Source organism: Candidatus Hydrogenedentota bacterium, from assembly GCA_012730045.1.
Classification (GTDB): domain Bacteria; phylum Hydrogenedentota; class Hydrogenedentia; order Hydrogenedentales; family CAITNO01; genus JAAYBR01.
Genome location: JAAYBR010000100.1, coordinates 89,085 through 110,285, shown reverse-complemented (window position 1 = coordinate 110,285; position 21,201 = coordinate 89,085). Strand labels below are relative to the sequence as shown.

Here is a 21,201-nt window from a genome sequence, read left to right as displayed (position 1 = left end):
AGCGCGCCCCGCGCGGAAAGGAGCATGCGATGGGACACGACGGGCTGACACGCCGGGGACTCCTCGGCGGGTCGGCGGCGCTGACCGTGTTTCTTCTCCTTTCGGGGGCGGCCTTCGCGTTTCCCCCGATGCTCGGGTATACGGAACTGCGGACGGACCTGCCCGGGGGCCGGCACGCGAACGTGCGCACCATGCGGGCGTTCACAGTGAACGCAAACGGAATGGGCCGCCGGGAGGTGGGCGGGGAGCTGGCGGACGGGCCGGATGTCTGGACCCAGTTCGCCGGATGGTCGCCGGACGGAACGCGGGCGGTGGTCTGCCGGGGCTGGCAGGATCCGGAGAACGCCCGCTGGGAGGAGGAGCACAAGACCTTCCGCATGGAGCCGGGGAAATGGTCCCTGGACTGCTGCCTCGTGGACCTGGAGACGGGCGCGGTGTTCAACGCCACCGCCGTGGACCGGGTCAGCCACTACAACGGCGGGCTGTTCTTCCTGCCCGACGGCCGCATGGGGTTCACCGCCCTCGTGGACGGCGTCTCGAAGCCCTTTGTCATGGACGCCGACGGCCGCAACAAGCGCGACGTGTCCGGCGAGGGCGGCGGCTTTGCCTACGGCTACAGCGCGTCCCCCGACGGGAAACGCATCAGCTACCACGAGGACTACCAGATCCACATCGCCAACGCCGACGGCACGGACAAGCGGCGGGCGGAGACCGGCAACCCCTTCAACTTCGGTCCGCGCTGGTCGCCCGACGGGGAATGGATCCTCTTTTCCAGCGGGGAACACGGGAAGAGCAACCCGCACGTGGTGCGGGGCGACGGAACCGGCCTGCGCAAACTGGCGGACCTCAACGGATACCAGGGATGGATCCTCTTCCTCGACGTTCCCGACTTCCACGAGGGGAGCAGCGACACGCCGGTGTGGTCCGCCGACGGCCGGTCGGTGTGGTACACGGCCCGGGTCGGGGAGAGCGTGGAACTGTTCCGGACCACGCTGGAGGGGGCGGCGGAACAGGTGACCACCCGCCCCGCGGGCACGCTGCACTACCATCCGACGCCCTCGCCGGACGGGCGGTGGCTGGCCTACGGCTCCCTGCGGAACGGGGTCCGGCAGTTGTTTGTGCGGGACCTGACCACCGGAAAAGAGACGCGCGTCACGGACCTGGCGGCGGGCCGCGCCGCGATGTGGCCGCAGTGGCGCCCCGGAAGCGCGCCGGTTGAGACGGCGTCCCCGCGGCGCGCCCCCACACAGGCCAACGTCGCCTACGGCCCGCACGGGCGGCAGGTGCTGGACTTCTACCAGGCCGCCCCCGGGGGGCCCGCGCCCGTGGTGATGCACATCCACGGCGGCGGCTGGGTAAACGGCGAGAAGTCAGAGGTGCCGGACCCGGAGGCCTATCTGGCCGCGGGCATATCGGTGGTCTCCATCAACTACCGCTACACCTGGCAGGCCCAGCTGGCGGGGGTGACGCCGCCGGTGGCGTGGCCCCTGGAGGACGCCGCCCGCGCCCTGCAGTTTGTGCGGAGCCGCGCGGACGAGTGGAATATTGACAAGCGGCGGATCGGCGCGACCGGCACCTCCGCCGGGGCGTGCTCCAGCCTGTACCTCGCCCTGCACGACGACCTCGCGGACCCGGACAGCGCGGACCCCGTGGCGCGGGAGTCCACCCGGCTCTGGTGCGCCGCCGTGGACCGCGCGCAGACCTCCCTCGACCCGGCGCAGCTCCGCGAATGGACGCCCAACAGCCGCTACGGCGGCCATGCCTTCGGGTTCATGGACCCCAGGGACCTCACCACCCGCGACACCCGCTTTGCCGAGTTTCTGGCCCGCCGCGAAGAGATCCTGCCGTGGATCCGCGCCTATTCGCCCTGGGAACTGGTCTCTTCGGACGATCCGACGCTGTACCTCCGTTACCGCGAGGCCCCGACGCCCGGGCAGGATCAGAAAGACCCCACCCACACGTCCAACTACGGCGTGAAATTCCAGGAGCGCTGCCGCGCGGCGGGGGTGCCCTGCGAGTTCTTCTATCCCGGCGCGCCCGGGGCGCGGCACGCGTCCATTGCGGTATTTCTGATTGAGGCATTGACGAAGTGATCTGCGCCGTTCGCGCAACGCGCGGGCAAGCCTGCGCGAAGAAAGGCGGCAGCAAGCTGCCGCACTCCAAGGCGCGCGTTGCGCGCACGACCGGAAGACGGGTGTGTCCGCACCATGGTGCCGTTCCCGACGCGTGAGCCCGGTGCTGAAAAGCGCGAAGCGCCTTGGAGTGCGGTGGCTTGCCGCCGCCTTTCTTCCCGCAAGCTCTGCTTGCGGGTCCTCCGTTCACCCGTGTCCCCGCGGCCCGGAAGCTTCTTGAGGCGCACCGGGTTCTTCGTCATAATGGCCCGGCGTTCCGCGAACAAAGGATACCCCATGAAAAGACGGTCTTTTCTGAAGGCGGGCGGCGCGGGGGCGCTGTCCCTGCTGCTGGGCCGCGCGCCCGCGCGGGCGGCGCAGGACCGCCCGAACATCGTGTGGATTCTCGCCGAGGACATGTCGTGCCATTTCGGCTACCAGGGGGAGAAGACCATCGCCACCCCGAACGTGGACCGGCTGGCCCGCGAGGGGACGGTCTTTGACGCGGCGTACGTCACCTGTCCGGTGTGCTCGCCGAGCCGGTCGGCCCTGATCACGGGCATGTACCAGACCACCATCGGCGCGCACAACCACCGGAGCTTTCGAGGGAAGCTCAAAAACGACCTGACCCCGCCCGTTCGGCCCGTGCCGGAGCTGTTCCGCGAGGCCGGCTACCACGTCTGCAACGGCGCCAACCCGGCGGCGGACGCGCTTGGAAAGACGGACTACAACTTCACCTATTCCGGCGCGCTGTATGACGGAAAGGACTACACGGGCCGGGCGCCGGGCCAGCCCTTCTTCATGCAGTTCCAGCTCCACGGCGGCAAGAAGCGGAACGCAAAGGTTCCCAACCCCGTGTCGCCGGATGCGGTGACGCTGCCGCCGTACTACCCCGACGACCCGGTGATGCGCGAGGACTGGGCGGAGTACCTGAACTCCGTGCTGGAGGTGGACCGGGAGGTGGGCGAGATCATGGCGCGCCTGCGCGCCGACGGACTGGCGGAGAACACGGTGGTCTTCTTCCTCACGGACCACGGCATCAGCCACGCCCGGGGCAAGCAGTTCCTGTATGAGGAGGGGACGCGGGTCCCGTTCATCGTGTGGGCGCCGGGCCGCGTGCCCGCCGGAGAGGTCCGGAAGGACTTCATCGCCCACATAGACCTGGCGGCCACGTCCCTGCACTTCGCGGGCATCCCCGTGCCGGACTGCATGGAGGGACGGCCGCTCTTCGGGCCGGAGGCCCGCCCGCGCGACTTTGTGGTGTCCGCCCGCGACCGCTGCGACGAGACGGTCGAGCGTCTCCGCAGCGTGCGCAAGGGCACCTTCACCTACATCCGCAACTTCTACCCCGAACGCCCGCACCTCCAGCCGAACGCCTATAAGGACGGCAAGGCGATTCTTGTCCGTCTGCGCGAGCTGCACGCGGAGGGGAAACTGGCGGGGCACCCGGCGGAGCGGATGTTTGCCGCGCCGCGTCCGAAAGAGGAGCTCTACGACCGCGCGACGGACCCGTGGGAACTGAACAACCTCGCGGACGACCCCGCCCACGCGGAAACCCTCGCGGAACTGCGCGGCATTCTGGACCAGTGGATCCGCGACACCGGCGACAGGGGGCAAGCCCCGGAAACGGAGGCGGCCTACGACGATGACATGGCGGTCTACCTCGCAAGCCAGAAGCGAAACCCGGACTATGTCCGCATCCTGGAGAAGAACATCGCGCAGATGAAAGCCTGGGCCGCCGAGGGGAAATGAAAAAAGCAACCACCGATGAACAGTGATGAACACCGATGAGGAAGCAAGAAAAGGAGGAAGAACGGCGTTTCACGGTTGGGCCATGCCTCTTCTTCTCTTCCATCACAGTTCATCGGTGTTCATCGGTGGTTCCAAAACTCTTAAAGAACTCACGCAACCGCAGCAGGGCATGAGGAGGACATGAGAGTGCACATCCACACGATCTTGGGGGGTGTCTGCGCGGGACTGGTATTCGCCGCTTCGGCGCTGGGCGCGGAGGGGCATTGGCCCCTTGTGGACGACGCCCGTGACCATTCCGGGAACGACCTGCCCACGGTGAACCACGGGGTGGTCTTTGATGTCCCGGCGCCGGACGGGGCGCGCGCCGCGCGGTTTGACGGGGTGTCCGCCTTTCTGGAGGTGCCCGCGGACCATGCACCCACCTTCGGCGCGGGGGATTTCACGGTGTCCGTGGAGGTCTTTGTGGAGGAGCCGCTGGACGACGCGCCGGGGGACATTCTGGGGTGTTTCGACCCCGACACCCGGCGCGGGCTGAACTTCGGCATCGCCTCGTATTCCGGCGTGGCGAACTCCCAGCCAAACCACCGCAATGCGTATTTCGGCGTGGACAACGGCCAACTGGAGCCGGAATGGACCGACTGCGGGCGGCCGGGGCAGGCCGTGTTTGTCTTCGGATTCGCGGTGCATGACGGGGCGCTGTACGCGGCGACCTGCGAGGCCCACGAGGGCGGGGCCGGGCATGTGTGGCGGTACGCGGGCGGCGACCGCTGGGAGGACTGCGGCAGCCCCGACGGCAGCAACGCCGTCGCCGCGCTGGCCGTGCACAACGGCGCGCTCTATGCGGGGACGTCACGGTACGACACCACCGGGTCCGCCATGGCGGCGTCGCCGAACACCACGCCGGGCGGCAAGGTCTACCGGTACGACGGCGGCACGGCGTGGACCTTCTGCGGCGAACTGTCCAACCCGGAAACGGGCACGGCGGCCACGCTGGGCGGGCTGGCGGTGTTCCAGGGCGCGCTCCACGCGACCACGCTGAAGCAGGAGGGCTTCGGCCTCTACCGGTACGGGGGCGGCGAGACCTGGACCTACTGCGGGAACCCGGGGCGGCGCGTGCTGAACCCCTGCGTGTTCAACGGCGCGCTGCACATGGTGTCCTACGACGCGCCTGGCGGCCCCTTCCGCTACGACGGGAAGGGGTTCTCCCATATCGGCGGGACGATCACCCCGCCCATCCAGCAGGACTACAGCTTCGCCGTGTACGGCGGCGAGCTGCACCTGTCCACGTGGCCGGAGGCCCACGTCCACCGCCTGGACCGGAGCGGCGTCTGGCGGCTGCGCGGCCGGCCCGGGGACGAGCTGGAGACGATGGGGATGATGGTCTACAACGGAAAACTCTACACGGGCACGCTGCCCTCCGCCCGCGTCTACCGCCTTGACGGCGCGGACACCTGGACGCCCGTGGGCCAGGTGCTCGACGCCTCGGACAACAAGTACCGCCGCGCATGGTCCATGGCCCTTTACCAGGGGCGGCTCTTCTGCGGCACCCTGCCCTCGGGCCGGGTCTTCAGCCTGGAGGCAGGACGCTGCGTGACCGACGACCGCGCCCTGCCCACGGGATGGCGGCGCCTCGACGCCGTCCGCCGGGGCGAACGCCTGTTCCTGTACGTGGACAGGACGCAGGTGGCAGAAAGCGCGCCTTTCGACGCCGCCGACTACGACCTCGGCGGCGGCATCCCCCTCCGCATCGGCTTCGGCGCGTCGGACTACTTCCACGGCTGGATGCGCAACCTCCGCATCTCCCCGCGCGCGCTTTCCCCCGATGAAGGGGCCGCCGCAAAATGAACGACTCCGCCACGAGAAGGGTCTACGCCGAGCCGGGGAACCGCGTCGGCGCAAAACTCGCCGACATGGCGGCCTACACCGGCCTGCGCGCCCTGATCCATGCGGCGCTGGTCTATGGGGCGGGCCTCGCCGTCAAGGACCCGAAATTTATGCCCCTGCTGCTGGTAGGCGGGTGGGCGGCCCACCACGCCTACGACACCGTCTTCACCGCGTGGCTCGGCGGCACCCCCGGCAAGCTGCTCCTGGGCATGCGCGTGACGCGGCCCGACGGCGCGCCCGTCGGCTGGCGCCGTGCCCTGTGCCGCAGCCTCGCCGAATGGCTCAGCCGTCTGACCCTCGGCCTGGGCTACGCCGCGGCCCTCACGGACCCCGAGCGCCGCACCCTGCATGACGTCCTGTGCGACACCGTGGTCGTGGATGTTTCCCGGCAGCAGTCTTCCCAACCGGAGTCCCCCCATGCGCTTTGAGGGCCGGATATACCGTCCGCCGAGCGAGGCGGAGAGCGTGCTGATCCAGCTGACCGTGGGGTGCAGCCACAACCGCTGCGCCTTCTGCGCCATGTACGCGGACAAGAAACACCGCGTGCGGCCGCTGGAGGAGGTGATGGAGGATGTGGACGCATCGGCGCGGCTGTGGCCGCGGGCGCGGCGGGTGTTTGTGTGCGACGGCGACGCCCTGAGCGCGGGCTATGACACGTTTTCCGCGCTGTGCGCGCACATCGTCCGGCGCTTTCCCTCGCTGGAGCGGATTTCCGCATACACGAACGCCCGGGACATTCTGCGGCTGTCGCCGGAGGAGCTGGCGCGGCTCCGGGAGCTGCGCTTTTCCCTGTGCTATCTCGGGCTGGAGAGCGGGGGCGCGGCGGTGCTCGAGCGCATCCGCAAGGGGGCGACGCCGGAGGACATGGCGGGCATGGCGGAGAAGGCGCGCGCGGCGGGCATGGACCTGTCGGCCATCGTGCTGCTGGGGGCGGGCGGCCGCGCGCTCACGGCGGACCACGTGGCCGGGACCATCGCCGTCGTCAACCGGATGCGGCCCCGATACCTCTCCTTCCTGACGGCCATGATCGTGCCGCACACCGCCCTGATGACGTGGACCCGCGAGGGGTCGTTTCAGCCGCTCACGGACCGCGAAATCCTGCGCGAGGCCCGCGACATGCTCGCCGGGCTGGAACTGGACGACACGCTGTTCCGCATGAACCACGTGTCCAACCTCATCGCCCTCGGCGGGCGCCTCCCGCGCGACCAAGCCGCGCTGCTCGCCCAGCTCGACGCCCTCCTCCCCCGCGCGCGCGACCAGGTCACCAGCGTCTGCGACGAAGACCAGGCCATGTTCCTGTGAGCCCGCCGGGAAAGCCTCCCCGCACCCTAAACCCTAAACCCCAAACCCTCGACCCTAAACCCTACCCCCTCTTCACCCTCGGCCCGGACGGCGTGTCCTCGATGACCCATCCGGCGGCGAGGACCTCGTCGCGGAGGCGGTCGGAGAGGGCGAAGTCTTTCTGGCGGCGGGCCTGCTGGCGGGCCATGACCTTTTCGAGGATGTCGGCGGGGGCGCTCTCCTCGCCGAAGGGGGCGAAGAGGTTGGTGACGGCGTTCAGCCGGTCGAGAAGGGCGAGGGCGTTCTTCGCGCCTTCGGCGCCGGCGCGGCCGTCGTCGAGGGCCTTGTTGACGTCGCGGACGAAGTTGAACACCGCGCCGAGGGCGCCGGAGATGTTCAGGTCGTCGTCCATGGCCTCTTCAAAGGCGGCGCGGCAGGCGTCACACTCGGCCTGAAGGGCGTCGCCGGGGCCCTTCGCCTCGCCGAGGCGCAGGCGGAAGTCGCGCAGGCGGTTGAGCGCCTGCTTCGCGCCGTCGAGGGCGTCGAAGGAGAAGTTGTTGGGCTGGCGGTAGTGCGTGGCGATGAGGACCCAGCGGATGGCCTGGGGGTCGTGGCCCTTCTCAAGCAGGTCGCGCAGGGTAAAGAAGTTGCCGAGGGACTTGGACATCTTGCGCCCCTCGACGACGAGGTGGGCGCAGTGGAGCCAGCAGTTGACAAAGGTCTGGCCGGAGCAGCACTCGGACTGGGCGATCTCGTTCTCGTGGTGGGGGAAGATGTTGTCCACGCCGCCGCAGTGGATGTCGAGGCGGGGGCCGAGGTACTTGGTGCTCATGGCGGAGCACTCGATGTGCCAGCCGGGGCGGCCCTTGCCCAGCTCGGTCTCCCAGTAGACCTCCCCGTCGTTCTCGTCCCAGGCCTTCCACAGGGCGAAGTCGCGCGCCTCCTCGGCCTCGTACTCGTCCGCGTCCACGCGCCCGCTCGCGCCCGTGCGGAGCTGGTCGAGGTCCATGTGGCTCAGGCGGCCGTAGCGCGGGAAGGTGCCCAGCTTGAAGTAGATGCTCCCCCGGTCCTCGTAGGTGTGGCCCTTGTCGCGGAGAACCTTGATCATCTCCACCATCTCGGGGATGTGGTCCGTCGCCGCCGGGTAGCGGTGGGCCGGGAGAATGCCGAGGGCCTTCACATCCTCGAAGAACGCGGCCGCGTAGCGCTCCGTGACCGATTTCAGCGGCTCGCCCGTCTCACGGCACGTGCGGATTAGCTTGTCCTCCACGTCCGTGAGGTTCATGACGTGCGTCACGGCGTAGCCCCGGTACTCCAGATAGCGCCGCAGCAGGTCCTCGAAGACATAGGCCCGGAAGTTGCCGATGTGGGCGAAATTGTAGATCGTCGGCCCGCAGGTGTACAGCGAGACCTTCCCCGGCTCCAGCGGGGTGAACTCCTGCTTCGTCCGGGACTCCGTGTTCTGAAAGCGCAGCGTCATGTTCGGGTCATCCTTGTGAAATGCGGCCTGCGGAAACGCCGAAAGTATACTAAACCGCCGCGCCCCCGGGCCATGCCCGGAGTTCCCGGGATAGCCGAGGGAACGCGATCCGGCCGTCATGCTCCCGCCACGACTTCAGCTTCCTCCATTCCCCAGACCACGCGCCCCCCTGGGATCGCCAGGCTCTAGCCTGGCCTCTTCGGTCTTTGCGCGCGGGCCTCTCCTCGGCATGTTTCCCCGAGTGCCAAGCTGGAGCTTGGCGATCCCAGGGGGGCGGGACCACAGGCGTTCCTCCCGCTTGAGTATTTTCATCCCCCCAGCTCCCCCCCGCCGTCATTCCCGCGCACGCGGGAATCCATCCTGGCGTGACAGATGATGTCGCGCGTCGAAGGCCTGGACCCCCGCTTTCGCGGGGGTGACGGGACAGCGCAGGAGGGTCTTCCGACAAGAGATTGCCACGTCGGCCCGGGGCGGCCGACTCGCAATGACGCGGTGAGCGGCGGTCTTCTTTATACCCCTGCACAAACGCGTCATGGCGAGCGAAGCGAAGCCATCTCGTTCTCGCCACAACCTGCCGCAACCCGTCATGGCGAGCGAAGCGCGGCCATCTCGTGCTCGCCACCGCCTGCCGCAACCCGTCATGGCGAGCGAAGCGCGGCCATCTCGTTCTCGCCACCGCCTGCCGCAACCCGTCATGGCGAGCGAAGCGAAGCCATCTCGTTCTCGCCACCGCCTGCCGCAACCCGTCATGGCGAGCGAAGCGCGGCCATCTCGTGCTCGCCACGGCTCTTCCTACAAGAGATTGCCGCGTCGGCCGGGGCGGCCGACTCGCAATGACGGGGTGAGCGGCGGTCTTCTTTATACCCCTGCACAAACGCGTCATGGCGAGCGTCGCGAAGCCATCTCGTGCCCGCCACGACTTCAGCTTCCTTCATTCCCCAGACCACGCGCCCCTGGGATCGCCAGGCTCCAGCCTGGCCTCTTCAGTCTTTGCGCGCGGGCCTCTCCTCGGCATGTTTCCCCGAGTGCCAAGGGGAAGCTTGGCGGTCCCAGGGGGGCGGGACCGTTGTCCTCCCGTTCTGTTACTTGCCTTCCCGGCCCGTTCCTCCCATCGGTGTTCATCGCTGTTCATCGGTGGTTGCTCTCCTCTTCCTGGTGGAACGGACGAGAATGAAAAAGCGCGTTCCCGGGCGGTTGCCCGGGAACGCGGTGAAAGCGTTGTCTGGTCTGTGCGGGGTCAGTCGGCGCGGAGGCCGGTCTTGAGGCCCTGCGCGGGTGTGCCGTCCGGGGCCGTGAGGCGGCCGCAGGCGCCCCAGCCACCGGCCTGCTGGTAGACGGCGACGAGGAGCGTGTTCGCGCCGGCGGCGAGGTCGAGGGTCAGCTTGTCCTCGCCGGGGGTGAGGGCGCGGCCCACATTGACGCCGTGGATCTGCTTGCCGTTGAGCCAGACCTTGCAGCCGTCGTTGGTGCCGAGTTCGAGGACGGCCTGTCCGGCCTTTTCGGCGTGGATGCGGGTGCGCAGGTAGGCGACGCACTCCTCGAGTTCGCTGTACTTGTCGAGGTCGGCGACCCAGGGCTGGGCGGGGTCGAGGCCCATGGGCATGGCGCGCCACGCCACGCCGGGGGCGTCGGTCTCCGGCGGGAAGGACTCGGTCTCAAACATCGTGGTGGCGGAGGCCATGTCCTTCACATAGGGGCCCGCAACCTCCCACGCCGTGATGTAGTCCCCGAAGCCGTCCAGGGTCTTCAGGATCGCGTTGGCCGTCTCGGCCTGCTTCGGCGAGGGGCTCTTGCCGAGGAAGTCCTGGAGCCGGGCGCGCACGCCCGCGGGGTCCGCGCCGGACACGGCGGCGGCGATCTTCAGCATGGAGGGGGCGTACTCGTTGGCCAGCGCGGGATTCGCGCAAAGCTCGTCGAGCAGCGCCAGCGCCTCGGGCGCGGCCACGCCGCCCAGGCCGGACACCACGATGAGACGCTCCGTGTCGTCGGCGGCGAGGGCCGCGGCGTCGCGGTACTTCGCGCAGACCTCCACGGCGGGCATGTCGGAGGCAGACTTGAGCAGGCGCAGGAGGCCGCCAAAGGCAGTGGCGCGCTCCTTGGCGTCGGCGCTCTTGGCCGCGGCGAAAAGGTCGTCGAGCGGCGCGGTGCCGTCCCATCCGGCCATGGCGTCGAGGGCGGCGGCGCGCACGGCGCCCTGGCCGTCCGCGAAGGCCGACCGGATGACCGCGAGGGCCTCCGGCGTGCCGATGCGGCCGAGGGTGGTCACGAGGGCGGCCTGCTCCTCCTCCTGCTTGGCGGATGTCAGCGCGGCGGCCACGGCCTCGGCGCGTTTCTCCACCTGCGGGATGCGCTCGGCCGCGGCGGCCACGGTCCGTGACACGGAGTCGCGGAGCCCGGCGTCCCCGGTTTTCGCGAGCAGGGCCAGCAGGCGCGGCAGTTCGTCCGGCCCGGCCAGGCCGCGCAGGGACTTGAGGGCCTCGTCGGCCACGTCCTTCTCCTTGTCCTCCGCCAGGGCGAACAGGGCGTCCATCGCGCCCGCCGCGCGGCGCGCGCCGAGACTGCGCACCGCCTGGACGCGCGGCTCCTTGTCGCCGGCCGCCTTCGCGATGTCCACCAGCGCGTCGTCGGTCTTCTTGTCGCGCAGGAGGCGCAGGCTCTCGCGGGCCGTCTCGCGGACGTCGCCCTTGGCCTTCACCGACAGGTCCACAAGCAGGCCGGCGTTGGAGGCGTCGCCGACGAGCGCCAGCGCGCGCAGGGCCGCCACGGCGACCGCCGCGTCCTCGGACGCCGCCAGTTTCGCCGCGCCGGGGGCCGCCTCGGCGTCGCCGCGCGCGGCCAGGGTGTCCAGCACCGCCGGGATGCGCTCCGCGGGGGCCGAGTCCAGCAGCGCGACCAGCGCGCCGGTGACAGCCTTGCCCGCCGTGCCCCGCGCCAGCCCGAGGGCCGTGCGCGCGATCTCCGGATCCGCGTCCGCGATGGCCTGGGCCAGCAACTCGGGCGCCTTGTCGGGCGCGCAGGCCACCATTCCGTTCAGCGCCGCCGCCCGGACAGAACCCGGCGACGCCGCGTCATACAGCATGCCCAGCAGATTCGCCGCACCGGCGCAGTTCCCGGCGGCGACCTGGCTCATGGCGGCCTTCACGCACGCCGGATAGAACGCCTTGCGGCGTTCCGCGTCAGCCTTGGCGAAGGCCTCCTCCACCAGCGCGAAGCCCGCGCCACCGTCCAGCGACGCCAAAGCGCTCGCCGCCTCGTCCACCACCGCCATGTCGCCGGCGCCCAGCAGCCCGGCCAGCGCGTCCACGGACGCGGGGTTCCCCTGTCGGCCGAGCGACCCGGCAAGCAGCGCCTGGTGCTCCGGCGTGGCGCCCTTCAGCGCCGCCGCGAGCGCCTGGGCGGCGGCCTCGGAGGGGTACTCCTCCAGCGTGGTCGCGGCGAGCTGCAGCAGCGCGGGGTCCTTCAGCATGGCGGCCACGGCGGGCACGGAGAGGTCCGTGCCGATGCGCGACAGCTCGCGGGAGATGAAACGGCGCGCCTCCAGCGTGATGTCCGTCTCCAGCATCGCGGCGAAGCGCTTCTCGAAGTCCGCCGGGGTGATGCCGCCGGGGGCGGTCCCCTGCGTGGCCGCCGTGACCGCGTCGCTGATCTGGGTCAGCGCGGAGCGATCCTGGCCGAACTGGTAGGCGGCCAGCAGGTCAAACGCCTCATCGAGGGAGGGGGCGGCGGACGCAACCCCGGCAAACACTGCGGCGGCCAGCAGCGCCGCGGTAACCGTCAGTCTCATGGTCTTCTTCATGTCAGTGCCCTTTGCTTTCGCGGTCAGATGCGCCACGGGGCGCGGATGGAGGGGTGCATCATGCGGTTCGCCGTGTCGTCGTCGAACTGCTCCTTGACGGGGTCCCAGCGCAGCTTGCGGCCCACCTTCATGGCGATGTTCGCCATGTGGCACATGGTCGCCGTGTGGTGGCCGACCTCCACGGGGGCCTTCGCCTCGCCGCGGGTCTTCACGCACTCGATGAAGTCCACATGGTGGCCCTTGCTGCGGCCGAGCTGGAGCTCCTCCGGCCCGATGACCTCCTTGAGCAGCGCCGGGTTCGACGCCTCCAGGTTGCCGCCGTGGACATGGATGAACACCCAGCCGTCGCTGCCCTCGAAGCGGACGCCGCGCGGACCCTTGCACGCGCCCTTCATCACCACGCCGTTCGCGTACTCGAACTGAAAGGTGTAGTCCATCGCCGTGTTGAACAGGCCGTCCTCTGGGAACCAGCCTTTGCCCTCGACGGTGACGGGGGTCGTGTCGTCGGAGCCGTTGCCGAGCTGGCCGAGGTCAATGATGTGCGCGCCCCGGTCCGTCATCTCGCCGCCGCTGTAGTCCATGATGTAGCGGAAGTAAAAGTGGCAGCGCTTCTCCGTGTAGGGCGCCTCGCGCGCCGGGCCGAGCCAGAAGTTGTAGTCCAGCTCCTCCGGCACCGGCATCTCCGGCTGGTTGCCGATGGGGCCGTGGTTGTCAATCGGCAGGTTCACCGAGATCGTGTGCAGCTTGCCGATGCGGCCGTTGCGCACCAGCTCGCAGGCGTAGCGCGCGTTGTCGCGGCTGCGCTCGTGGCTGCCCGTCTGGAACACCCGCCGGTACCGCCGCACCGCGTCCACCACCGCGCGGCCCTCGGGGATCGAGTTCGCCAGCGGCTTCTCGCAGTAGATGTCCTTGCCCGCCTCGGCCGCCGCCACGCTGACGATGGGGTGCCAGAAGTCCGGCGTCGCGATCATGACGGCGTCAATGTCATCCCGCGCCATCACCTCGCGGAAGTCGTGGTGCTCCTGGATGCCGTCGAACTTCCCGTCGGGGCTCTTGTCCGCGTAGAACGACGACACCATCTCCCGCGCCGCCGCGCAGTGCTTGCGGTCCACGTCGCACACCGCCGCGTACTGCACGTCCGGGATGCTCATGAGGGCCTTGGTGTCATACGACCCCTGGCCGCCCACGCCGATGGACGCCATGACGATGCGGTTGCTCGGCGCCACCGCCCCGTTCAGCCCCAGCGCGGAGCCGGGGATGATGGCGGGGAAAACCGCCGGGGCCAGCGCCAGCGACGAGCGCTTCAGAAAGGACCTGCGTGAAAGAAGACGTTTCTCTGCCATGGTTGGGCTCCTTCAGTGAAAGGGGAAAGCACCATTCTCAACAAACGAAACCCGAAAAGCAAGAAGAAAGCGCCTGATCGCCGGACAAGCACCGGGCCGTGAAAGCACTGGAGGGGCGTGCGTCTTGTGGGTTCATGGTGAAAGCGCCGACGGGGCGCAAAGGTGTCCATTCACCCCGTGACATGCGGAGAACCTGAGGCTTTCCAACAAGAGGTTGCCGCGTCGGCCGGGGCGGCCTCCTCGCAATGACCGCAAAAACACACGTCATTGCGAAGGAGCGGAGCGACTGCGGCAATCACGTTCTCGCTTCGGCTTCGGTTCTCACGACATCTTATCCGGCGATCAGGGACCGACGCCGGGACGGTTTGGCCGGCCCTCCTGGGGGCGCCAGTCAGGGATAGGTGCGGTTTCCGGGAGTGAAGACCAGGGCCTCCCCTTCCCTGTTGACGCCCAGTTTGGCGTCGAGGGCGGCGTAGAGCGGGTCGGGGCCGTCCATGCCCATCCGTGCGCGCGTTTCGCGGCGGAGCCACCAGAATCCGGAGTTCCAGGAGTAGAGGTGGTGGCCGTGGGGCTTGCCGTGGACCGTGCTGATGGACTCGTGGAAGGCGGGCATGAAGGCGAGCTCCTTCTCCAGGCGCCAGAGGAGCTTTTCGTCCACCCAGGCGGGATCCATGCCGTGGATCAGCCCGGCGAGGTAGTTCGCCGCGTCGTTGAGGAACCACGACCCGCCGTGGGTGTAGACGCCCGTGTGCCCCTCCAGCAGGCTGCCGTCGGCATTGGAGATGACCCGCATCCCGTGGGGGGACTGGATGCGCATGGTGGTCTCGAGGTGGGTGCGCACCAGGTCGTCGGGGAGCGTCTTCTCGCCGAAGACGCAGTAGGTGAGCATGGCGCCGTAGAACCCGTCCTGCCCGACATGGTCCTGCTGCATCAGGCTGGTGGCCATGTAGCCGCCCTCCCGGTTAAATATCCGGGCGTATCCGTCCTTGGCCCTCTGGATGTCCTCCTCCGTCACGGGGTATCCCAGCTCGCGGGCGGCCATCAGCGCGCCGCAGTGGAACCCCTGGTTCGACGACTGCGCATCCCCGTCCTCGTAGGGGAGCTGGTCGTGGTAGGTGCGCATGATGATGGAGTTGGCCGTCAGCCGGGGGGGACGGTAGAGACCGTCCACCTCGTGTTCGCGGATGAACTGGTAGGCCCGGTCCACGGTGCGCATGTCCACCGTCCCGCCCGCCCGCTTCACGAGGGCGGACCAGATGAGATAGTACTGGGCGTTGTCCTCGTAGTGGATGCGCTCGTAGAAGACGGCGGCCTGCGCCTCGGCGTCGTAGCGCGGGTCGTCGAGCCCGCGGCTCATCCAGAACCCGTCGGACACCCACTGCTTCCAGCCGTAGCCGACCCCTGAGATGAACAGGTAGTCGCTTTCGGGGCGGAGGAGGTTGCGGCGCAGCAGCAGGTAGGAGGTGTTGCGCAGGATGGCCTCGACGGCGGACCCGCTGAACCCCCTGGCGTTGGCCAGCGCCAGATGGGCCGCCAGCTGGACGTCGTACTGCGTCCTCGCGGGGGACGCGAAAATCCAGGTGGTGAAGGTCTGCGTCTCCCCCGCCTCGATGTGCTGCCACCCGTCGAACCGCGCCCGGTAGACCGTGGTTGCGTCCACGTTCGTCGGAATGGCGATGACCCGCTTCGGGGAGCCGTCGCCGTTGGTCAGGGACAGGGCGCCCGACGCCGGGTCGAAGGCCATGAAGGACCGGTTTTCCCACAGCCCCGGCGTGTCGCCGATGACGCCGTACAGCCGCCCTTCGGACAGCAGGCCGAGGAAGGGAAAGGTCTGGAGGGACCCGCCGCCGAATTCGGGGCCGCCGCATCCGGGGGTGTAGGACGCAGCCTTCTCCTCGGGGCCGGTGAAGGAGTGCATGACGCCTTTCCGGGGGCAGCGCCATCCCAGGTCCAGGAAATACCGCTGGTCGCTTTCAGCGGTCACGGTCACCACCCGCTCCAGAAGCTCCGGGCCCAGGGCGCGGTAGGCGTCGGTGAGCACGAGCCCCGGAATCCTGCCGTCTGCGAACTGCCAACTGCCGCCGGAGTCCTCCTTCACACTGGAAAAGGAAACGAGCGTCTCCCCGGCCGGCTGAAGCACCCGCAGCCCCTCCCCCGCAACCGGCAGGAAGGCGTCCCCCTGCCCGTCGGTGACCTTGCAGACATGCCCTCCGGCGGCGGGGACCGCCTCAACGCGCAGCCCCTCGCCGTTGGCGGCCAGCGCAAACGCGCAGGCAAGGATCCATGCCGCTGAAGCCAGGCCGTTTCTCATCGTGTGTCCCCATTGTGTGAAGGGAACCGCTCCCGGCGCGCTCACCCCAGTTTCCACGGCTCGCGGTATTCGTAATGAAGCAGCCCGTTGGCCGCCTCGTTGTTGGTGACCCGCTCCGCCTTCGCGTCCCACTTGAGGAGGGACTCGGTGGCGAGGGCGATGTTCCCGAGGTGGGAGAAGGTGGTGGAGCGGTGGCCGACCTCCACATCGGCGAGGGGCAGCGCGCGGGTCTTTATGCAGTCGAGGAAGTTCCCGATGTGGGCGATGGTGAAGTCCCCGGCGGGGTCCAGCGGGTTCTTCTGCGTGACGGCCTCCATGCGCGGCTTCGGGTCCTGGAACTGGCCGCCCTTCTCCGGCACGATCTCGTAGCCGCCGTCCTCGATGTAGAGGGTGCCGTTGGTGCCGCGCAGCTCGAAATGCCCGCGCTTGAGCGGGTTGTTCTGGTTGGCCTCGTACTGGCCGAAGATCAGCAGGCAGCCGCCGGGGAGCTGAAAGGTCGTCTCCATGGTGTCCGGGATGTCGCGGTCGTCGTCCACGGCGAAGCGGCCGCCAAGGGACACAACGGCGTCGGGGGCCTCCTCGCCGAGCATCCAGCGGAGGGAGTCAATGAAGTGAATGCCCCAGTTGGCGATCTGGGAGGAGTAGGCGCCCCACCAACGGAACTTGTAGGGGGCGATGGTGTCGCGGAAGGGGCGCAGGGGCCGGGGCCCGAGCCACAGGTCCCAGTTGAGGTCCGCGGGCGGGTCGGCGTCCTGTCCCTTCCCCATGCCGGCGGGCCACATGTTGGACAGGCGGTAGGTCCGGGCGACGGTCACCTTGCCGATCAGCCCGTCCTTCACCTTCTGCGCCAGGTCGGCATACATGAGGCTGGACCGGCGCTGCACACCGACCTGGACCACCCGGTTCGTCCGGCGCGCGGCCTCGACCATGCGCCGCCCCTCGTGGATGGTGACGGACAGGGGCTTCTCGACGTAGACATCCTTACCCGCCTCGCAGGCGTCCACGCACTGGAGGGCGTGCCAATGGTCGGGCGTCGCCACAAAGACCGCGTCTATATCCTTCCGCTCCAGCAGCTTCCGGTAGTCCGTGAACACGTCGGGCCTGCCATCCAGCCGCGCACGGGCCTTGTCCAGATGCGGATGGTAGACATCGCACAGCGCCACAATCTCGGCGTTCGGGTGCTTCAGAATCATGTCAATGAGCTGGCCGCCCCGGTTGCCCGTGCCGAGCACGCCGAGGCGCACCCGCTCATTGGCCCCGAGGGCGTCCACGGCGAACATTCCCGCCGCGGTTCCGGCCACGGCGGTCTTCACAAACGAGCGGCGGTTCATCTCCATGGATCATCCTCCTGTGCCGCGCGCGAACGCGGCGGGTTTACGGGGTGTGGAACACCTCCTCCATGTCCGCCCACCACTCGCCTTCGGCGCGGTGCTTGACGGCGAACTGGCAGGGGTCGGTCTCCTTCCACCATTTCTGCGTGAGGGGATCGGCGGCCATCCGGGCCATGTCCCCCTTGAAATCCTCTCCGGTGTACTCGAAGTAGCTGAAAAGGTAGTAGTTGCCGTCGTCCAGCCGGTGGAGGTAGATCGAGTAGTTCTGAATGTTGCACTCCCGGATCTTGTCCAGCACGCCGGGCCAGGCGTTGGCATGCAGTTCCTTGTAGTAGTCCAGCTTCTCCGCCTTCAGGCCAATGACGCTGCCGAAGCGCTGGACGGCGTCGTCCGGACCCAGCCCGGCGTGCCGGCAGCCCGCGAGCATCCCCAGCGCGACGAACACCGCCGCCCATGCCGCCTTTCGCATGACCTGTTCTCCCGGTGTGTGGACAACCGACTCAGGCAAACACCACATACAGCGCGACCATTATGCCGAAAAGGAGCCCCGCGACGACCCGGTAGTCCGCCAGCCCCCTGCCGGTCGCGCCCCGGAACGCGGCCAGCGGGCTGGACCACACCAGGGCGTCCCGCTCCGCGCTGGGCGGATCGGGAAAGAGCCAGGACACGGGAACCATCACGGCGGAGCACAGGACGGCCAGGTAGAACCCCGCCATCATGAAGGGCACATTCCAGCCCGTGAACTCCCTGAACCAGTCCAGCAGAAACACGGCGAATCCGGCGGCGGAGCCCGTGACCAGCGTGGCAATGGCCGCCCGCGACGAGGCCCGCCGCCAGAACACGCCGAACAGGAACACGACCGTGATGGGCGGCGCGATGTAGCTGATGGCGGCGTTCACCCCCTGAAAGACCGTGGGGTACCGCCCCAGAAAGGGCGACCACAGGACGGCCAGCACCATGCCCGCAAACGTGACGATCCGCCCCACCCGGACGAGCCGCCGGTCGTCCGCGTCGGGACGAAAACGCCGGTACAGGTCGTGGGTGAAAAGCGTGGCGGCGGAGTTCAGGGCCGCCGAAACGGTGCTCATCAGCGCGGCGAGCAGCGCCGCGGCAAGCAGCCCGCGCAGCCCGGCGGGCATGAGCGCCCCGATCATGAACGCATAGACCTGCTCGGAGTTCTCCGGCGCGCCCTCCACCCGCCCCGTCCTGACCAGGGCCGCGCACATCAGGCCGGGGAGCACGAAAATGAACACGGGCAGAATCTTGATGAATCCGGCAAACAGCGCGCCCATCCGCGCGTTGTGCTCGTCCTTCGCCCCCAGCACGCGCTGCACGATCGTCTGGTCCGTGCACCAGTACCAGATACCAATGACCGGATAGCCCAGAAACACGGCATACCACGGCAGGCCCGACGGGTCGCCCGCCGGGCGCAGCATGGTGAGCTGCACCGGGTCCACGGCGGCGGTCAGGTTTCCCCAGCCGCCCAGGGCATTCCACGCGCTGACCGTCATCGCCACGGCGCCGAGCAGGAGGATCACCGTCTGCACTGTCTCCGTGACCACCACGGCCATCAGGCCGCCGACAATGGTGTACGCCCCCGTGAGCAGGGCGACGGCGATGATGCTGGCCGTCTTGTTGATGCCAAACAGCCCCTCAAGCACCACCGCCCCCGCGTAGATGGAGAAACCGATGTGGATGAGATGGCCGCCACGATGGAAATGAGGGAAAGCCAGCCGCGGCTGGCGCGGCTGTAGCGCCGCTCCAGGAAGTCGGGCAGTGTGGCCACCCGCGACCGCACATAGAACGGGGCGAAGAAGAGGGCGAGGAGGATCAGCGTGAACCCCGCCATCCACTCGAAATTCCCGTAGGCCAGGCCGTTCGTGTAGCCCTCCTGCGCGAGGCTCACCAGATGGATGGTCGAGATGTTGGTGGCGAAGAGCGCCATGCCGATCACCGGCCACCCCAGGCTGCGCCCCGCCAGAAAATAGCCGTCCCCCGCCGCCCCCTTGCGTTTGCGCAGCCCCGCCCAGCACCCCAGCGCCACAATGCCCGCGAGGTACACCGCGATAACCGCCATGTCAAAGGGATTCAACCCGCCCGCCGCCATGCGCTGCCCTCCGCGCCCTGTTCAGCCCCGGCACGCGCCGGCGCGGCCATCCCGCCGAAACACGCCGCCCATGCATTGAAACAGAACAGGCCCGGGGGCGTCAACCTCGCGCCCCGGCGCGTTGATGTCCCGCGCGCGACCTGCTAAAGTGGGGGGGGGTGGCGGGAGGGCGTCGAAAAGCGCCCTTATCCCCGCCTCGGCGGTTTTCTAGAGACGGGACGCCCGTGCGCGGGCGCCCTGCAAGGAGGCTTGGGCATGCGTATGCGGTGTCTTGCGTGGTTCTGTCTGGCGTGCGGCCTTTCCCTGCTGTCCGGACCAGCGTCCGCCGACGAGCCCGCATGGGGGGAGGGCCTTTCGGACCGGGAGCTGGCCATCCAGCGGTGGTTCTCCCATCTCACGCACATGCAGGGCCATAAAGCGGATCCGTGGATCGGCTGGTATGACGACGGCAAGCAGCTGGATGTCACGGCGTTCCGGTACCAGTTTGCCTTTGGCGGGTACGGGTGCGTTGCCATGGCGGCGCGGACGCCCGCCTACCGCGACCTGATAGCCCGCCAGCTCGGCGATCTCTGCGAGCGGATGGTGGACCGCCGGACCTGGTGCTATGTCACCCACTACTGGGACTACGGGGACGACCCGCCCGACCCCTGCCGCTACGAGAACGTCATGTACACGGGGCACCTCACGCAGCTGATGTGCCTCTATGAGCTGATGACGGGCGACATGCGCTACTCCGAAGAGGGGTGGGATTTCGTTGCCGAGGACGGCCGGAAGACGCACTACACCCTGGAAAAGGCCGTGCGCGGGCTGCGTGACCAGAGCCTCGCCAGCCCCTCGGGCGGCATCTGCTGCGAGCCGGGGCTGGTCTTCGCCGACTGCAACTCCCACAGCGCAAACTCTTTCCTGCTGTTCGACCTGCTCCACGGCACGCGGTATGCCGACGCTAACCCCCGGTGGTTTGACTGGATGCGGGTCCATTTCCGCAACAAGGTTCCCCTGACCCGCGAGTTCCTCTACGTCATCTACGACCAAAAGAAGGAGGTCTTCTATCCGGTGGGGGATGTCGGCGCGGACTGCTGGGCCCTCGGCTGGGGCTATCCCTGGTTCCCGGACCCCGGGTTTCTCAAGGAGGGCTGGAAACACATCTGCAAGAAGGCCAAGTGGGTCACCCCGGAAAAGGGCCGGGCCTACGCCGTGAACAACAAGGTGATCGGCTGCTGCGGCGGCGGGTCGCTGAGCGTGGCCAACAGCTTCCTCCCCCTGGCGGGCGTGCAGGCGGAGGGGAAGGACTCGCCCCGGGCGCGGGAGGTGCTGAACTGGCTGGAGGCAACCTACGGCAAGCCGCTGGACACGGACGGCGACGGCCGCAACGAGTCGTATTACTACAACGTGTGCCCGAAACACTACATATCGGCCACGGGGCTCATCGCGGCGGCCCTGGCCACCGACGGCGACTCCATGCGCACCCTCTACCGGACACCGCGCACGGAGATTCTGGCCGCGCCGACCCTTGCCGGGGTGGACTATCCAAACATCTACGTGCGCGCCGCCGAATACCGGGCGCCGGTGCTCCGTTTCGTGGTCCTGAAAGGGAACCCGTCCTTTTCGGGGAAGACGGAACTGCGGTGCGAGAAGATCACCGGTCCGGCAACGGTCCTGCGGGACGGACAGGAGTGGACGGAGGTCACGCGGGAGGGCGACACCCTGCGCATCCGGAGTGATGTGGGCACGGAGCACGTTTTCGAGGTGCGCTGCGGGGCGGCCGCTCCTTGAGAGGCCCGGGCCGGGCGTAAAATTGACTGGCC

12 protein-coding genes and 1 pseudogene are annotated in these 21,201 nt (G+C 68.6%); 6 read left to right on the top strand and 7 right to left on the bottom strand.

What is annotated here, in order from left to right; translation table 11 throughout:
- Nucleotides 1–29: 29 nt before the first annotated feature.
- The 5 genes from GXY15_10710 to GXY15_10690 all read left to right on the top strand — a co-directional run bounded on the left by GXY15_10710 (nucleotide 30) and on the right by GXY15_10690 (nucleotide 7,049).
- On the top strand, nucleotides 30–2,093 hold the full coding sequence (locus GXY15_10710; GenBank protein NLV41683.1) for a carboxylesterase family protein: 2,064 nt from the start codon (nucleotides 30–32) through the stop codon (nucleotides 2,091–2,093).
- A 315-nt stretch (nucleotides 2,094–2,408) separates the two neighbouring features.
- Complete coding sequence (locus tag GXY15_10705; protein NLV41682.1) at nucleotides 2,409–3,863, top strand: sulfatase; 1,455 nt, start codon at nucleotides 2,409–2,411, stop codon at nucleotides 3,861–3,863.
- A gap of 180 nt (nucleotides 3,864–4,043) precedes the next feature.
- The gene (locus tag GXY15_10700; protein ID NLV41681.1) at nucleotides 4,044–5,708 is read left to right on the top strand and encodes a LamG domain-containing protein; all 1,665 of its coding nucleotides are present in this window, start codon (nucleotides 4,044–4,046) and stop codon (nucleotides 5,706–5,708) included.
- Nucleotides 5,705–6,175, top strand: coding sequence for an RDD family protein (locus tag GXY15_10695; GenBank protein ID NLV41680.1), 471 nt, complete (start codon nucleotides 5,705–5,707; stop codon nucleotides 6,173–6,175). Before GXY15_10700 ends, GXY15_10695 begins: the two co-directional genes overlap by 4 nt.
- Nucleotides 6,165–7,049 (top strand): radical SAM protein, encoded by an 885-nt coding sequence (locus tag GXY15_10690; protein ID NLV41679.1) that lies wholly within the window; start codon nucleotides 6,165–6,167, stop codon nucleotides 7,047–7,049. The genes GXY15_10695 and GXY15_10690 overlap by 11 nt, the downstream gene beginning before the upstream one ends.
- A gap of 61 nt (nucleotides 7,050–7,110) precedes the next feature.
- On the opposite strand, the gene GXY15_10685 is transcribed toward GXY15_10690, so the two are convergent.
- From GXY15_10685 to GXY15_10655, 7 genes and pseudogenes are all read right to left on the bottom strand, one after another.
- Nucleotides 7,111–8,508, bottom strand: a complete 1,398-nt coding sequence (locus GXY15_10685; protein ID NLV41678.1) for a cysteine--tRNA ligase — start codon at nucleotides 8,506–8,508, stop codon at nucleotides 7,111–7,113.
- A 1,237-nt stretch (nucleotides 8,509–9,745) separates the two neighbouring features.
- Nucleotides 9,746–12,292 carry a hypothetical protein gene (locus tag GXY15_10680; GenBank protein NLV41677.1) on the bottom strand — a complete coding sequence of 849 codons (2,547 nt, stop codon included), beginning with the start codon at nucleotides 12,290–12,292 and terminating at the stop codon, nucleotides 9,746–9,748.
- 35 nt (nucleotides 12,293–12,327) lie between these two features.
- Entirely contained in the window at nucleotides 12,328–13,647 is a 1,320-nt protein-coding gene (locus GXY15_10675; protein NLV41676.1) for a Gfo/Idh/MocA family oxidoreductase, read from the bottom strand.
- Nucleotides 13,648–14,038: 391 nt separating this feature from the next.
- A complete protein-coding gene (locus GXY15_10670) occupies nucleotides 14,039–15,958 on the bottom strand; it encodes a hypothetical protein (GenBank protein NLV41675.1) in 1,920 nt (639 codons plus the stop codon).
- A 41-nt stretch (nucleotides 15,959–15,999) separates the two neighbouring features.
- Nucleotides 16,000–17,295 (bottom strand): Gfo/Idh/MocA family oxidoreductase, encoded by a 1,296-nt coding sequence (locus GXY15_10665; protein NLV41674.1) that lies wholly within the window; start codon nucleotides 17,293–17,295, stop codon nucleotides 16,000–16,002.
- Nucleotides 17,296–17,332: 37 nt separating this feature from the next.
- Nucleotides 17,333–17,716, bottom strand: a complete 384-nt coding sequence (locus tag GXY15_10660; GenBank protein NLV41673.1) for an L-rhamnose mutarotase — start codon at nucleotides 17,714–17,716, stop codon at nucleotides 17,333–17,335.
- Nucleotides 17,717–17,789: 73 nt separating this feature from the next.
- Nucleotides 17,790–19,396: pseudogene (locus GXY15_10655) on the bottom strand (sodium/solute symporter).
- 255 nt (nucleotides 19,397–19,651) lie between these two features.
- On the opposite strand from GXY15_10655, the gene GXY15_10650 reads away from it, so the two are divergent.
- The gene (locus tag GXY15_10650; protein ID NLV41672.1) at nucleotides 19,652–21,169 is read left to right on the top strand and encodes a hypothetical protein; all 1,518 of its coding nucleotides are present in this window, start codon (nucleotides 19,652–19,654) and stop codon (nucleotides 21,167–21,169) included.
- Nucleotides 21,170–21,201: the final 32 nt, after the last annotated feature.